This is a genomic window from Pontibacter aquaedesilientis, from assembly GCF_014773225.1.
GTDB lineage: Bacteria > Bacteroidota > Bacteroidia > Cytophagales > Hymenobacteraceae > Pontibacter > Pontibacter aquaedesilientis.
In genome coordinates, this window is the sequence record NZ_JACXAJ010000006.1 from 21758 (window position 1) to 37283 (window position 15526).

Sequence of the window (15526 nt, forward strand, 5' to 3'; positions counted from 1 at the left end):
AAACTAAACTTAGATGGAATTTAACTACACAGAAAACCAGCGCATGATTGCCGATATGATTCGGGACTTTGGCGTGAAGCATATCAAACCAAAAATGATGGAGTGGGACGAGAGCCAGGAGTTCCCGATTGAGGTATTTAAGAAACTGGGAGAACTGGGGCTGATGGGCGTACTGGTGCCTACAGAATACGGTGGCTCGGGCTTTGGCTACCTGGAGTATGTGACGGCCATCGCAGAGCTGTCTAAAATAGACGGTTCCATCGGTTTGTCAATGGCAGCACACAACTCTCTCTGTACGGGTCACATCCTGCAGTTCGGCAACGAGGCGCAGAAGAAGCAATACCTGCCTAAGCTGGCTACCGCCGAATGGATCGGTGCCTGGGGACTGACGGAACCGAACACAGGCTCTGACGCCGGCAACATGCGCACCGTGGCTGTGCAGGACGGCGACTACTGGGTGATCAACGGGGCTAAGAACTTTATCACGCACGGTAAAAGCGGCAATGTGGCCGTGGTAATTGTTCGCACGGGCGAAGTAGGTGATTCTCACGGAATGACAGCTTTCGTGATAGAGAAGGGCACACCAGGATTCAGCGCTGGACGCAAAGAGGACAAACTGGGCATGCGTGCATCCGAAACCACAGAGCTGATATTTGAAGACTGCCGTGTGCACAAAGACCAAATGCTGGGTAATGTGGGCGAAGGCTTTATTCAGGCAATGAAAGTATTGGATGGTGGGCGGATCTCTATTGCGGCTCTATCGCTAGGTATAGCGCAGGGTGCCTTTGAGGCAGCATTGGCCTACTCGCAGGAACGCAGCCAGTTCAACAAGCCCATCTCCAGCTTCCAGGGTATTTCTTTTAAACTGGCAGACATGGCAACGGAGATTGAGGCGGCATCGCTTCTCACTTACCAGGCGGCCGATATGAAAAACCGCGGCCTGAATGTGAACAAGGAGTCGGCCATGGCGAAACTCTATGCCTCAGAGGTATCGGTAAGAGTGGCGAACGAGGGAGTTCAGATCTTTGGTGGCTACGGCTTTACGAAGGACTACCCAGCCGAGAAGTACTACCGCGATGCCAAACTCTGTACCATTGGTGAAGGAACGAGTGAGATACAAAAGCTTGTGATCTCAAGAGCAATCTTAAAATAATTGCCTTTTAAAGATCATCAAAATGTGCCTGCAGGCAATTTTATACCCTGCAGAAGCCTTTTTTTCAGAAGATTGCGTAAATATTTTCCCAATCTGTTGATTTTTAATTAAAACATTAAGTAAATTTGCAACCCTAAATATCAGAAGAAGCGAGCAAAAATATGATTATTGTAAACGTAAAAGATAACGAGTCTGTAGACCGTGCCTTGAAGAGATTCAAGAAGAAATTCGAGAGAACTGGTGTTCTGAAAGAACTGAGAGCGAGAACGTTCTTCGAAAAACCATCTGTTTCTAAGAGAAAGCAAAAAGAAAGAGCGAAGTACAAGCAGCAGCTTTTCGCGAACGATAATTACTAGTCTTTCTTTAAAGATATTTTATTTTTCCATACATTAGTATATCTGAGACACACATCAGGTATACCAATGTATGGAATTATTTTTTAAGTATCTCGAATACGAGAAGCGGTACAGCCCGCACACCCTTACTTCTTACCACACCGATCTGGGACAGTTCGCGCAATACCTGCAGGACACCTACCAGATTACCGATCCCGCTGAGGCAGACCATTCCATCATCCGGTCCTGGATCCTGACACTCGTGCACAAAAACCTGGAGGCCCGTTCCGTTAACAGGAAAATCGCCTGCCTCCGCTCCTACTACAGATTCCTGCTGGGCCAGCAGCGTATCGCGGCTAATCCGATGCTGCGCATCAAAGCGCCCAAGGTGTCAAAAAAACTCCCTGCCTTTGTGGCCGAAGAACCTTTCAATCATTTCCTGGACAGCTTTACATTTGAAGACAGCTTTGAAGGGCAACGAGACAGGCTGATTCTGGAGTTTTTGTATGGTACCGGCATCCGTCTTTCCGAATTGATAGGTATAGCTCATGAAGATGTAGACCTGCACGCAGGCACAGTGCGCGTACTGGGCAAAGGCAACAAGGTGCGCATCATTCCCCTGAACGACACCCTGGTTGCCGCCATCAAACACTACCTGGCGTACAAGAAAAGCCAGTTTGGCAATAACAATTCAGAAAAGCTACTCGTTACTAATAAGGAACGTCCGCTATATCCGAAATTCGTTTATCGCGTCGCAAAAAAGTACATCAGCTTGGTTACTACCTCCGAACATAACAGCCCGCATGTGCTGCGACACTCCTTCGCAACCCACCTGCTCAACAAAGGTGCTGACCTCAATGCCATTAAGGATCTACTCGGGCACGCCAGTCTGGCGGCCACGCAGGTATATACTCACAATTCAATAGAGAAACTCAAATCGATTTTTGAGAAGGCTCACCCAAAAGCATAAGTTTAACCATAAAATGTTACGATTATGAAGCTACAAATGCATTCAATTCACTTCGAGGCTGACAGACAGCTGACCGATTTCATCCAGCAGAGAGTAGATAAACTGGAAACATTCTACGACCGTGTAGTGGAAGGAGAAGTGTTTCTTAAACATAATAATAACGGAACCGAGACCAAAACAGTAGAGATAAAGCTTTATGTACCGGGCAGCACCCTCTTCTCCAAAGAAGAAGCCCCGTCCTTTGAAGCCGCCGCCGATGCCGCAGTAGAGGCTATGCGCCGACAGCTCAAAAAGTTCAAAGACAAGCAGATGGCGCATCATTAAGCCGAAAAACACACCTCACTGTAAGGTGATATTCATAAGAAAAGGCCTGCTGAAATCCAGCAGGCCTTTTTTATAAGCGAATTTGGTCAGTTATAAACCGAACTCTTCTTTAATTTTATCTACGTAGTCCAGCTTTTCCCAAGTGAACGTCTCAAACTCTTTCACAGTGGTCTGACCATTGGAAGTCATTTCTACTCGCTTGATGCCCGGTGTTCTGCCCATGTGGCCATAAGCCGCCGTCTCAGAGAAGATCGGGTTCTGAAGACCGAAGCGCTGCACAATCGCGTATGGACGCATATCGAACAGCTTATTCACTTTCTCCGCGATCTCACCGTCACTCATGATGTTACCATTGGCGTCTTTCACTTTTGTGGAGCCATAAGTTGTAACATACAGGCCAACTGGCTTGGCTACACCAATAGCGTAGGCCACCTGCACCAGTGCTTGATCAGATACTCCGGCTGCCACCAGGTTTTTGGCAATATGACGCGCCGCATAAGCAGCAGACCTGTCCACCTTAGACGAGTCTTTGCCTGAAAAAGCACCACCACCGTGCGCTCCCTTGCCACCGTAGGTATCCACAATGATTTTACGGCCGGTCAGTCCAGTGTCTCCATGTGGCCCACCAATCACAAACTTGCCAGTTGGGTTAATGTGGTATACAATCTCGTTATTGAACAGCTTCTGGATACGCTCTGGCAATTGCTGTAATACGCGTGGCATCAGAATGCTGTCCACATCCTCTTTAATCTTTTGCACCATCTGCTTCTCAGCAGCCAGCTTGGCCTCGTTGCTGTCTCCTTCCGGCAGCACAAACTCATCGTGCTGGGTAGAGATCACGATTGTATCGATTTTCTCAGGCACATGATTATCGCTGTAACGAATGGTTACCTGCGACTTGGCATCAGGGCGCAGGTAAGTCATTTCCTTGCCTTCTTTGCGAATAGCCGAAAGTTCCTGCAGTAAAAGGTGCGATATGCTGAGTGCCAATGGCATGTAGTTGTCTGTCTCGCTTGTAGCATAGCCAAACATCATCCCTTGGTCGCCAGCGCCCTGGTCCTCTGGATTGGCGCGTTCCACACCCTGGTTGATATCGCTGGACTGTTCGTGTATAGCAGATATGACACCGCATGCGTCGGCGTCAAACATATATTCTGACTTGGTATAGCCAATACGCTTAATCACTTCACGGGCAACCTTCTGCACATCCACGTATGCTTCGGTCTTCACTTCGCCGCTCAGCACAACTAGTCCTGTCGTTACCAGTGTTTCGCAAGCCACCTTAGACTGTGGGTCTTGCTTCAAAAATTCATCTAAGAGGGCATCAGAGATCTGATCCGCTACTTTGTCCGGGTGTCCTTCTGATACAGACTCGGATGTGAACAAATATGGCATTACAATAGTGGGTTTAGGTACAAAGTATAAACCTGCTGCAGGAAACTACAGCGCCTGCAAAGCTACGGCAATTCCTGCACACTTAAAAACGATCGCCTGCAGAAGACTGAAAAGGAAGTTTCGCTCTCCGCAAGTTAGCACATTCTTGCATTTAACACATAAATATTTTACTGCTCATTTCAAAGACCTTGTGGTTCAAAGACATCAATAAAGGCGTTGCTTCGGGAAAATAGGAATAGAAAACCTTTTATATATAGCAGCGTTTCTATCATAAAAATTGCACGTTTTTAAATCAGACATATGAAAAAGTTTATCATGATGATATGGTGCCTGACCTTCGTTACAGGAGTGGCAGAAGCACAACGCGAATCCCCTTATAAAACTAGCTTCAAAGTAGACGGCCCGATTACGGCGGCAGGCATGGGCCTTAGCTACTATGGCCTGACGCTCATGCAGGACAAAGACGGACTGACAGAGGAAGAAGTCAACAGGCTTAACAGGAACGATGTGAACGGCTTCGACCGTTTTTCGGCAGGCTACGATTCAGAGCGTGCCAAATTTATAAGTGATTTCCCGTTCTATGGCTCTTTCCTTCTACCGTTCTCGCTCATCAGCAATGCCAACGTAAGAAGCAATGCGGGCCAGGTATTTGGCCTCTATGTGCAGACCATGGCCGTGACAGGCGCCCTCTTCACAATGACCAATGGACTTAACCCGCGCATCAGACCTCTGGTGTACAGCCCGGATGTGGAGCTTTCTGAGAAAACACGCGCTAATGCCAGAAACTCTTTTTATGCAGGCCATACGGCTGCGGCGGCAAGCGCGAGTTTCTTCTTCGCCAAGGTTTTCCATGACTTCAACCCTGATTCGCCGCTTCGGCCTTATGTGTGGGCAGGTGCCGCAGCAGTGCCTGCTGTGGTAGGCTACTACAGACTGAAAGCTGGAAAGCACTTCCTTAGTGACAACCTTATTGGCTATACCATGGGAGCCGCTGCCGGCATACTGGTGCCGCAGTTGCACAAGAAAAGCAACAACTCAGGTTTCTCTATTAATCCCACCATCATTCCGACCTTCAACGGCATGGCGTCGCAAGGGGCTAACGTGAGCTATACCTTCTAATCAGTACCATGAAAGGGTCGCTGCTAAGTTTGAGCTTTGTCCTATACCTGGGCCTGTCAATAACTTGTCAGGCCCAGTCTGTTTTCCCTTACAAAACAGACTGGGTAAAAGATGGGGCCATCACGGCAGGCGGTATAGGCCTGACGGTCGTGGGAAGCACTATCCTGCTCAACAAGGACCGGCTGACAGAAGCAGATCTTCAGATCATCCGCATAGCCGATGTGAACAGGTTCGATAGATTTGCGGCAGGCAACTATAGCGCATCGGCGGAGCAGGCCAGTGACTTCCCGTTTTATGGTTCTTTTGTGGCTCCCCTGTTCCTGTTGTTGGATGATGACGTGCGCTTGCAGGCTCCGCAGGTATACCTGCTGTACGCACAGGCCATGTCGATTACTGGTGGCCTGTTCAGCATGACGGCGGGGCTTACCGAACGAAAACGGCCGAATGTGTATGCTACCGATGCACCTTTGGAAGCGAGGCTGCACAAGTACGCCACCAATTCCTTCTTTGCCGGCCATACTGCTGCTACCGCTACAGCCACTTTCTTTGCCGCCAAGGTTTTCCACGATTTTAACCCCGACTCTCCTGCCCGGCATTTTGTTTGGGCGGCAGCGGCCATTACACCAGCCACAGTAGGTTATTTGAGACTTAGGGCCGGCAAGCATTTTCTGACGGATAATATCATTGGCTATACCTTGGGGGCAAGCGTCGGTATATTAGTGCCGCAGCTGCATAAGAAAAGCAACAGAACAGGATTATCTATTCATCCCACCCTTATTCCAACGGATATTGGGCCTGCCTTCCAAGCCGTAAATCTCAACTATACTTTCTGATCATGCTATTCCTTCAGGTATAGCACTCTAACAAAAAAAGCGTGTGACAATTCAATGCCACACGCTTTTTCATTTAAATCAGCTCTTGTTACTTTTTCAGGTTTTCCTCAAAGAGTTTGTAGATTCGTTTGTACTCATCCGTCCAGCTGGCTGGCTCTGTGAAACCATGGTCCTCTACAGGATAAACAGCCAGTTCCCAGTTGTCCTTGCCCAGCTCAATAAGCCGTTGCGTGAGGCGTACCACGTCCTGGAAGTGCACATTGGTATCCACCATACCGTGGCAGATCAGCAGTGCCCCTTTCAGACCTTCAGCATAGTAGATAGGAGAACTCTTGGCGTATGCCAAGCTATCCAGTTGCGGAACATTCAGGATATTGGAGGTATAGCCATGGTTGTAATGCGCCCAGTCGGTTACCGAACGGAGCGCTGCGCCAGCCGCAAATACATCGGGCTCAGTGAACATGGCCATCAGGGTAATAAAGCCGCCATATGAGCCGCCATAGATGCCGATTCGCTTAGGATCTACGTTATACTTATCCGCAAGCATTTTGGCTCCATCTACGTGATCGCTCAGGTCCTTACCTCCCATGAAGCGGTAGATGCCTGTACGCACGTCCCGACCATAGCCGGCGCTGCCTCTGTAGTCAATGTCGAGTACGGTATAGCCGTTGTCAGCCAGGAAATTGTGGAACATGTATTCTCTGAAGTAAGAGCTCCACCATTTGTGCGCATTTTGCAGGTAACCTGCTCCGTGCACGAAAATCACAGCCGGGCCATTGGCCACTTTGTTCTTAGGCTGATACAGACGGGCATACACATCTACCCCATCGCTTGCCTTAAAGGATACTACCTCTGGTTCACGCCAGTTGTAGGCTTTGAACTCATCCGTCAATGACTCCGTAATCTGCTTTGCCTTGGCTCCTTTTTTATTGTCCTGCACATAAAGTTCCCAGGGCTTGTTGCTGTAAGAGTAGCGTATAGCCAGGGTCCTTTCATCTGGAGACAAAGCCACTTCATGCGCTCCTGTTCCGGTGGTCAGTTGCGTCAACTCACCGCCCTGTAAAGGCATTTTATAGAAATGCTTTTCGCCTGGATGTACTTTGTTGGCCGTGAAGTACCAGCTTTTCTTGTCCTTCGACAGTTGTGGTCCTGAAATCTCAAACTTGCCGCTGGTCAGGGCCTTTTTGTTGCCGTTGCTCACATTGACGGTGTACAGGTGCGAATAGCCACTTTCTTCCGACTGAAACCATACATGCTCGTTGTCCGGCATCCAGCCAATATCACCCGTACCATAGCCTATACCTGGTCCGTTAATCCAAGCCTCATCGCGCTGGCGGTCGAGCGTGGTTAGTTTGCCTGTAGCCGGATCGAGCTTCAGGATCCATCGGTCTTTGTTGTCAGTGGCACGGGCCACCATGACAGCGTGTTTACCGTTATCAGACCAGATTGGGCCGAAAAGCACTGCGCTGCGCATTTCCTGCTTGGCAGGTTTCGCGGCCTTCTCTTTTGCCGCACTGGCTTTTGTGTCCGTATCCAGCAGGTAGGCAGGTTGATCATTTATACCTTCCAGATCTTTGACTTGCAGGGCATAAGTTGTATCGCGTCGGATATCGTACACAAAGGACTCGTAGGTAGCCTGTGCATCGCCTACTTTGGTGCGGGTGTTGATGTCTTCAGTATAACCCGATGAAGTCACAAAATCAGGCACGATGGCTACTTTGGCGTTTTTGGGCCGCGTGACCAGACGGTAAGTAATATGCCGCTCATCCGGGCTAAGCACCATGTTGTCCACGGATTTCTCCCCCAGGTATATTTCTTTGGGCCGAGAAGGACTGTCTGCCTTCTGCTGTTTCTGGGCAGCGGCCTTATCCGCTTCACGTTCCCGCACGATCTGCAACAAGGCCAGCTGCTGTTCTTTCAACCAGTCGCGCTGCGGATCTTTGGCGTCTCCGTTACCAGCCTTTGTTCCTTTTTTGAAATCCGTGAGTTGCGCGACCTGCCCGCTGCTGATGGTCCACAGGTATAAGTTCCCATCTTTAATGTAAGCTACTTTTTTCTCGTCGTGGGTAAAAGAAGGACTGCTTTCACGCTCCACCGTGTTGGTTACCTGCTGGGTTTTGCCGCTCTTCAGGTCAAGCAGGTAAATATCGCCGTTCTTTTCAAACAACTTCTGGGTCTGTGCCCGGTTATACCTGCCGAATGGACTAGGCAGTGAGCGTCGTTCCTGCGGACTCACCTTCCGGATATTTTTCCCGTCGGCCGACACGCTATACAGGGAATCCTTCCGGTTCGCTTCCGGGTTCCAGTTGAAATAGATTTTTTTGCCGTCTTCGGACCAAAATACGTTGCTCGGTGAAGTGCCGATCCAGGTTGGGTCGCGCATGATCTTCTCCACGCTCAGTTTGGTGTTATCCTGCTGGGCCTGCACTGTTGTTCCGGCCAGCATCAGCCACGACATCAGCAGCACGGCTCTCTTCTTAAGAAGCATAATTAAATAGGTTGTCTTGATTAGATAGATGTTTGTACCTGAAAATAAGCGATTCTTCCTGAATATGCCAAATTATCTCCTGCCAGCAGATTGGCATCAGCTTCGTCTACTTCAATTTAGCATTGCTTAACGCCATCGGCGGATGCTGTTCATCGAAATTGGTCAGATCCTGGTAAAGCTTGGCCAGGGCAAGCACATTTGCTTCGCCGTATAGCTGCCCCATAAACGTAATGGTGGTCGGCATGCCATTCTTCTGAAAACCGTTTGGCAGCACAACGCAAGGATGGCCCGTCAGATTAGTCATCACCAGGTTGCTTCCTGCAAAAGAAGGGCTGATGTAAACGTCTATACCTTTAAGCTTCTCGTGCATTTGCTGTATTATGAGGGTACGCACGCGCTGGGCCTGTAAATACTCTACTGCGGTAACAAAGCGGGCCGCTCTAAAGATATTGGGCCAGGCATTTTTGTGCTGTTGCACCATGAGGCTATCACGACCGCTACGTGTCAATTCGTCGAAGGCCGTAGCCCCTTCCACAGAAATGGTCAGGGTCAGGTCGCGTGCAGGCAAGTTAGGCAACTCAATCGGCACCAGCTCTATACCTGCTTGCCTCAGGGCTTCCAGTGTAGCTTTGTCGTTATCTTTAAATGGATAATCGCGGTCAAAGTCTTTGTGCAGATAGCCGACTCTTAGTTTCTTGGGGTTAATGTTCTTGTTATAGTTAAAAGAAGCATCTACTACTGTCAAGTCCTTGCCATCTGTACCGTGAATCGCATTGAACACAATGGCGCAGTCCTCAGCCGAGCGGGCAATCGGCCCGATCTTATCCATCGACCAACTCAGGGCCATTGCTCCATGTCGGCTCACCCTGCCATAGGTGGGGCGCAGTCCGGTGGTGCCACATGCCGTGGAAGGCGAAACTATAGAACCCAGCGTCTCCGTGCCGATCGCGAAAGGAAGCAAACCAGCCGCTACTGCAGCAGCAGACCCTGCTGATGAGCCGCTCGATCCTTTTGTTATATCCCAGGGCGACCTGGTTTTTCCGCCATACCAAACATCGCCCATCGCCAGTTCGCCCAATGTCAGTTTGGCGACTAGTACTGCTCCTGCCTGCTCCAGCCTTTCCACAACGGTGGCATCGAGGTTGAGTTGCTGGTCTTTGTAAGGCACCGATCCCCAAGTGGTTTTATAACCTTTTGTTGCCAGCAGGTCTTTCACGCCATAAGGTATACCGTGCAGTATCCCTTTATACTTCCCGGCCTTTATTTCCTGGTCTGCCCGGCGTGCCTGTTCCAACGCCAGTTCTTCCGTGAGACTTGTCACGCATTGCAGCGTGGGGCCATGTTGCTTTAATCTGGCCAGAAAAAATTTGGTCAGTTCCTCAGAGCTGATTTGTTTTGTGCGCAGCAACTCTGCCAGTTGGGGCACGGTGTAAAAAGCCAGATCATCTCGATTCTGAGGAAGCTTTATACCTTTCTTCCGCTCTACCTCAAATTTCTCACGCTTCTCTTCAAAGCGAAAGCCAACAGGTATAGGATTAAACTGCAGCGCTGGTGCTACATCATTCGTCAGGGGCTGTTGCCTGATAGACTGATAGCTTTTCCTGAATTCTGTTAGGTTAGTTGTGGCAGAGTCCAGTTGTGCGTCATTAAACTGTAGTCCGATCACCTGTTGGGCATTTCGAAGTATACCTGCAGTTATCTTGTCGTCTGCCAGTTTAGAGACGAATGCACCTGTTGTAAATGCGGTAATACCTAGAATTGCATATGTACCAATTTTCCCCATCTATCCTTTATGTATTAGGTTAATTAAAGCTTATAAGTTACTCATTCTTTTGCAATTTCCACTAGATTCTAAAGCTGTAATCTGTCTCAAGGTCATGCACTATCTCTACTTTGTCCCTTTGGAGAAAACATAAAAAAAACCGCCTCATGCTAAGCACGAGGCGGTTTTTTTATAAGTCTATAGACTTAATTTACTATTAAGGATTTTGATCTGAAGCTGAAAGCGCTTTGTTGTTATTGATCTCATCCTGAGGTATTCTGAAAAGGATTTGTGGATCTGTGATAGAGCGCTCTTTTACCAAGATAAGGGCCTCAACGTGCTCACCATTTGCAGCAGTACCAGTGATTCTCTTCACAGGTCTGTTCAAACGCTTAAGGTCCAGTATAGAGAAGCCTTCTCCCCAAAGTTCAATTCTTCTCTGGATCAGAATCTCTTCAATAAGTGCCTGACCGGAAATAGCTGGCGCTACATAGGCAGCATCTCTGGATCTTACAAGAGTTTCCAGTAATGCAACTGCCTCTGGTGCTCTGCCTAGTCTGGCTAGTGCTTCCGCCTCGATCAGATACATTTCAGAAGCTCTCATCAACACGTAGTCAGCTGCCCATGAACCTGCTCCCGGTAGACGGAATTTCAAAGAAGTATAGTTTGGCTGAGTTCCTTTGTTGTCGGCCACAGGAGCCTGAACAATTTCTTTACGAACGTCAGTTGCTGACATTTTCTCATAAAGTTCTCTTGTAATAAGCTTCTTGCTACCAAGTCCTGCATAACCACCCGCTGTGTTTGACATGTGCGAGAAGAAAGACGCATATATTGTAGACTGGTCGTTTGGAATCTGAAGACCCCACATCCACTCACTGTTAGCTACACCGAATCCAGCCTTGTAAGTAGTGGCATTCATCAGAGAATAACCTTGACGAGCTTCGTTCGCTTTCATGCGAGCTCTCTCCCAGTTTTCCATCTGCAAAGCTACACGAGCCTGAAGACCTTTAACAGTTTTCTGGTTGATGTGAGAAACCAGGTCTTTTGTTTTACCTTCCAATAGAGCTTCAGCAGCATCCAGGTCGGCAATAATCTGGTTGTACACTTCTTGTACAGTGCCACGGCCTTTACCTTCTGTTGTTGGCTCTGTATACAAAGGCACACCTGGAGCATTCTCATGTCCTTTGTAGGTATGCTGGAACATGTTAATCAGGTAGAAATAAGAGTGTGCTCTCAGGAATAAAGCATTCCCTTTAACATAATCTTTACGTGCCTGTGTTCCTGTAGCATTGTCAACATTGGCAATGATCAGGTTAGCATTGTTGATTGTTCTGTAGTAGTATCTCCAAGCAACACCAGAACGGGATGTTGTAGTAGCTGTCGCGTAAGCTGAGTGGTTATACTCCGCTACGAACCAACCATAACCACGCACAGGAGTAATAACGTCATTACCCATCATGTCCATTGTCAGGTCATATGACTTCTGACCATAGTTTCCGTGGTTATCCATACTTGTCCACAAAGAACGATAGATACCATTGAGCGCTACAGTAGCACCTTCGGTTGTACCAAACACCATTTCATTTGGCACTGAAGATGAAGGCGCTGTATCCAGGTACTCCTTGTCGCAACCGGTCAGCACTAATACTGCCAGTGCCAGCGGAGCTAGTTTTTTAACTATATTTTTCATACTGATAATATTCTTAATTAAAAGTTACCGTTTAGACCAAGCGTGAAAGTACGCATTACCGGATAAGAGAAGTCTGAAGTACCGGTGAAGCTACGCTGTGGGTCCATACCTTCATTTTTAGTGAAGATTTTGGCATTGTCAACTGATACGAATGCACGCATGTTGTTTACACCAATTCTTGAAGTCAACGTGTTTGGCAGTGTATAACCTAAGTTGATATTCTTAACATTCAGGTAAGACGCGTCGAACAACCATCTAGTAGAAGCACCATCCTGACTAGCAATTCCTTGCTGTAGTCTTGGCACATCGGTATTGGTGTTCTCTGGTGTCCAGCGGTTCAGTATATCTTTGCTGAAGTGTGTACCATAAGTACCTCTATGCATCAAACCAGCATAGTTACCGTCGTAGAATTTACCACCCACTTGGAATGTCATCAAAACTGCAAGGTCAAATCCTTTGTAGCGGAATGAGTTAGAGAAACCACCGATCAGATCAGGAATAGCAGATCCACGGTAAGCATAGGTTGCATTGTTGATGTTGTTCGTTACTGTATCCTGACCGATGATCTGGTAAGCCGACGAAGCTGGGTTGTACAAAGTTTTGTCTGTGCGGTACAGGGCATCACCATTGTTAGGATCTACACCGTAATACTCACGCAGCCAGAAAGCATAGATGTCCTTTCCTTCTGCAAGACGCTTGGTGCCGTTGATGATCGGGTCACCGTTTGGCATTTCCTTAATCTTGTTCTTGTAGCTTGTCAGGTTAAGGTCCATTCTCCAGTCGAAATCACTTGTGTTAATTGCATTGTAACCTAACTGCAATTCCCAGCCATTATTAGACATCGTACCAATATTCTGCCACATTTCCAGACCACCAGTTGAATAAGGAGTAGGAACCGCGAACAACAAGTTGCTAGAGATACGCTGGAAGTATTCTACTGTACCCTCTACTTTGTTGAAGAATCTGAAGTCAGCGCCCACGTTGAAGTTAGCGTTAGATTCCCAGATCAGGTCAAGAGCAGGAAGTGAGCTTACAATCGCACCTGGAGCATTTCCATTGTTCCAACCCAGAGAGTAAAGACCTTGCCACTGGTAATAGCTATCAGTTGCTTCGTTACCTTGCTCACCGTAGCTACCTCTTAACTTCAACTCATCGATCCAGTCAGCAGAAAGGAAATCTTCTTCTGAAATTCTCCAGCCTGCGCCTATAGAGTAGAAGTTACCCCAACGTGAATCTTTGTAGAAACGCGAAGTACCGTCTCTTCTGAAGCTGGCAGAAGCCAGGTATTTATCAGAAAGGCTGTAGTTTAACTGAGAGAAATATGATTCGATCTTGTGATCAGAGAAACCTGAAGTACCGTCTGTAATAGTAGCAGCTGCAGCAAGTTCATTTGTTCCAGGGAACGCAAAACCTGTTTTGGTAGCAGATACGTTTCTAGACTCATATTCGTAGTTTTCGTGACCAGCCAAAGCACGTAGGCTATGGTTTCCAAACTGCTTATTCCAAGTCAACACTTGGTTGAAAGTATAAGAAGTTGTTCTGGTATCAGACTTAGTAGAGCGACCGCTTACGTTTTGAGCGTCACCGTATAGAGAGTTTTGGAAAGTAGTTCCGAAACCGTTGTAGTAGTTACCACCGAAAGTAGTCTTGAAAGTAAAGTCTTCCAGGAATTTCACTTCAGCAAAAGTATTCACAGTTGCTTCGCTTCTTCTGATAGATCTTTCGTCAAGCGCTAATGAACCTAACAAGTTAGAGTTTGGCGCATATGGTCTGGCACCCATCTGACTAGCATTACCCCAGTCCAGTGCACGATCACCTGTTGTCGGATCAGTCACGAATTTACCTTCGCCATCACGCTGCCAAACCGGATAGATAGGGCCCATGTAGCGAGAATAATAGAACGGGTTAGAAGTAGCAGTACCTGTTGCGTAGTTACCCTGGTTCTCAGACATGTTACCAGCGATATTGATACCAGACTTTAACCAGTTAGTTACTTGTGTATTGATGCTAGCACGTGCATTTACACGATCGTATCCAGAGAATTTAGCAACACCTTCTTCCTTGATGTAACCAACAGACAGGTAATAGTCACTTTTCTCAGCACCGCCAGAAACGTTCATATTCACGTCAGTACGGTTAGACTGCTGGAACAATTCATCCGCCCATGAATCGCTGTATAGAAGACGAGCATTTGGGTTCAATCGGCCAGTAGTCGCGTCAATCACCTGATTGCCAGGCACATTGTATGGGTTGTAAACAAGGCCGTTACCACCTGCGATGTTATCAGATGCGAACTTGTTTGCACCAGCGATATCTTTACCAGCAGTAGGAGCTCCTCCAAGTTTAGCATTACGCATAGCTTCCCACATCAACTCATAGTACTCCTGCTCATTTACACGCTCGTACTCAGGTATAGCGCGGTCAGAAACACCTCTTCTCAGGTTAACAGCAACGCTAGGTTTGCCTGTTTTACCTCTTTTAGTTGTGATCATGATCACACCGTTGGCAGCACGCGAACCGTAAAGGGCAGCAGCAGCAGCATCTTTCAATACTGTTACAGACGCAATGTCATCAGTAGAAATAGACTGAAGCGTACCGCTGAAAGGAACACCATCTACAACATAAAGTGGCTCACTGCTAGAGTTGATTGAACCGATACCACGAACACGCACAGAAGCATTAGAGCCAGGAGCACCACCACCATTGGTAGTCTGAATACCTGGCACAAGACCTTCAAGCACACGTGTAACAGATGTTACCTGCTGTCTTTCAATTGCTTTTGTACTGATAGTAGACTCGGCACCTGTAAAGGCTGTTTTTGTAACAGTACCGTAAGGAACCTGAATTAGAACTTCAGCTAGTTGCTTATTATCAAGATCAAGCACAACATTAATATTGCTGTTTGAACCGATAGCAGCCTCTTTAGTCACGTATCCAATGTAACGAAACACTAATGCTTTAGCATCTGCTGGTACATTTACACTGAATGATCCGTCTGCATTAGTCGCCGTACCAGTAGAGGTACCCTTCACAACTACAGATACTCCTGGAAGAGGCGAATTGTCACCTGCTCCCGTAACTTTACCTGTTACTGTCCTGCTTTGTGCCATCACTTGGCCCAAAAGCGCAAACAAAAACAGGAAGTTAAGTAGTAATACTTTCTTCATAAACTACACTTGTTTTGTTAGGTTGTTGATAAAAGATTAGATAATAGAATAGTTTTCTCTCCAAATATAGAGAGAAAACAAACACCGCAAAACCTTTAAATGAAAATCTTCGTAAATAATTTTTCGCCCCGAAACTTTCCTGACAAGTCTCTCAAAGCTTCCTATGCGTCTAATTTCCAGGTTTTTGACCACAGAAACCTCAAATCCGGAGTAAATTTGTATGCTTAGAGCCGCGCAGATGAGATTTAGTTTGAATGCAGGATGCATTCCCATGATAACTCCCCTTATCA

The 15526-nt window shown here is 47.4% G+C and carries 11 protein-coding genes; 6 read left to right on the forward strand and 5 right to left on the reverse strand.

Going from position 1 to position 15526, the window contains the following annotated elements:
• Positions 1 to 13: 13 nt before the first annotated feature.
• The 4 genes from H9Q13_RS12475 (at position 14) to hpf (ending at position 2782) form a co-directional block, all read left to right on the forward strand.
• Positions 14 to 1153 (forward strand): acyl-CoA dehydrogenase family protein, encoded by a 1140-nt coding sequence (locus tag H9Q13_RS12475; RefSeq protein ID WP_191184146.1) that lies wholly within the window; start codon positions 14 to 16, stop codon positions 1151 to 1153.
• A gap of 161 nt (positions 1154 to 1314) precedes the next feature.
• Complete coding sequence (gene rpsU / locus H9Q13_RS12480; protein WP_191184147.1) at positions 1315 to 1509, forward strand: 30S ribosomal protein S21; 195 nt, start codon at positions 1315 to 1317, stop codon at positions 1507 to 1509.
• 70 nt (positions 1510 to 1579) lie between these two features.
• Complete coding sequence (locus H9Q13_RS12485; RefSeq protein WP_191184148.1) at positions 1580 to 2458, forward strand: tyrosine-type recombinase/integrase; 879 nt, start codon at positions 1580 to 1582, stop codon at positions 2456 to 2458.
• A gap of 24 nt (positions 2459 to 2482) precedes the next feature.
• Positions 2483 to 2782, forward strand: a complete 300-nt coding sequence (gene hpf, locus H9Q13_RS12490; protein ID WP_191184149.1) for a ribosome hibernation-promoting factor, HPF/YfiA family — start codon at positions 2483 to 2485, stop codon at positions 2780 to 2782.
• Positions 2783 to 2872: 90 nt separating this feature from the next.
• Here hpf and metK read toward each other — a convergent pair whose 3' ends face one another.
• Positions 2873 to 4177: a methionine adenosyltransferase gene (gene metK / locus H9Q13_RS12495; protein WP_191184150.1), complete on the reverse strand. Its 1305-nt coding sequence runs from the start codon at positions 4175 to 4177 to the stop codon at positions 2873 to 2875.
• 300 nt (positions 4178 to 4477) lie between these two features.
• Here metK and H9Q13_RS12500 point away from each other — a divergent pair, with 300 nt between their 5' ends.
• Both H9Q13_RS12500 and H9Q13_RS12505 read left to right on the forward strand, forming a co-directional pair.
• Positions 4478 to 5296 carry a phosphatase PAP2 family protein gene (locus H9Q13_RS12500; RefSeq protein ID WP_191184151.1) on the forward strand — a complete coding sequence of 273 codons (819 nt, stop codon included), beginning with the start codon at positions 4478 to 4480 and terminating at the stop codon, positions 5294 to 5296.
• An 8-nt stretch (positions 5297 to 5304) separates the two neighbouring features.
• Positions 5305 to 6129, forward strand: coding sequence for a phosphatase PAP2 family protein (locus H9Q13_RS12505; protein WP_191184152.1), 825 nt, complete (start codon positions 5305 to 5307; stop codon positions 6127 to 6129).
• A gap of 88 nt (positions 6130 to 6217) precedes the next feature.
• On the opposite strand, the gene H9Q13_RS12510 is transcribed toward H9Q13_RS12505, so the two are convergent.
• The 4 genes from H9Q13_RS12510 to H9Q13_RS12525 all read right to left on the reverse strand — a co-directional run bounded on the left by H9Q13_RS12510 (position 6218) and on the right by H9Q13_RS12525 (position 15236).
• Entirely contained in the window at positions 6218 to 8617 is a 2400-nt protein-coding gene (locus H9Q13_RS12510; protein WP_191184153.1) for a prolyl oligopeptidase family serine peptidase, read from the reverse strand.
• 106 nt (positions 8618 to 8723) lie between these two features.
• A complete protein-coding gene (locus H9Q13_RS12515; RefSeq protein WP_191184154.1) occupies positions 8724 to 10400 on the reverse strand; it encodes an amidase in 1677 nt (558 codons plus the stop codon).
• Positions 10401 to 10596: 196 nt separating this feature from the next.
• Positions 10597 to 12069 carry a RagB/SusD family nutrient uptake outer membrane protein gene (locus tag H9Q13_RS12520; protein WP_191184155.1) on the reverse strand — a complete coding sequence of 491 codons (1473 nt, stop codon included), beginning with the start codon at positions 12067 to 12069 and terminating at the stop codon, positions 10597 to 10599.
• A 17-nt stretch (positions 12070 to 12086) separates the two neighbouring features.
• Positions 12087 to 15236 carry a SusC/RagA family TonB-linked outer membrane protein gene (locus H9Q13_RS12525; RefSeq protein WP_191184156.1) on the reverse strand — a complete coding sequence of 1050 codons (3150 nt, stop codon included), beginning with the start codon at positions 15234 to 15236 and terminating at the stop codon, positions 12087 to 12089.
• Between the last annotated feature and the right edge of the window lie 290 nt (positions 15237 to 15526).

Coding starts and splice junctions, on each gene's coding strand:
- H9Q13_RS12475 (WP_191184146.1), top strand. CDS start 14: ATGGAATTTAACTACACAGAAAACCAGCGCATGATTGCCGATATGATT.
- rpsU (WP_191184147.1), top strand. CDS start 1,315: ATGATTATTGTAAACGTAAAAGATAACGAGTCTGTAGACCGTGCCTTG.
- H9Q13_RS12485 (WP_191184148.1), top strand. CDS start 1,580: ATGGAATTATTTTTTAAGTATCTCGAATACGAGAAGCGGTACAGCCCG.
- hpf (WP_191184149.1), top strand. CDS start 2,483: ATGAAGCTACAAATGCATTCAATTCACTTCGAGGCTGACAGACAGCTG.
- metK (WP_191184150.1), bottom strand. CDS start 4,177: ATGCCATATTTGTTCACATCCGAGTCTGTATCAGAAGGACACCCGGAC.
- H9Q13_RS12500 (WP_191184151.1), top strand. CDS start 4,478: ATGAAAAAGTTTATCATGATGATATGGTGCCTGACCTTCGTTACAGGA.
- H9Q13_RS12505 (WP_191184152.1), top strand. CDS start 5,305: ATGAAAGGGTCGCTGCTAAGTTTGAGCTTTGTCCTATACCTGGGCCTG.
- H9Q13_RS12510 (WP_191184153.1), bottom strand. CDS start 8,617: ATGCTTCTTAAGAAGAGAGCCGTGCTGCTGATGTCGTGGCTGATGCTG.
- H9Q13_RS12515 (WP_191184154.1), bottom strand. CDS start 10,400: ATGGGGAAAATTGGTACATATGCAATTCTAGGTATTACCGCATTTACA.
- H9Q13_RS12520 (WP_191184155.1), bottom strand. CDS start 12,069: ATGAAAAATATAGTTAAAAAACTAGCTCCGCTGGCACTGGCAGTATTA.
- H9Q13_RS12525 (WP_191184156.1), bottom strand. CDS start 15,236: ATGAAGAAAGTATTACTACTTAACTTCCTGTTTTTGTTTGCGCTTTTG.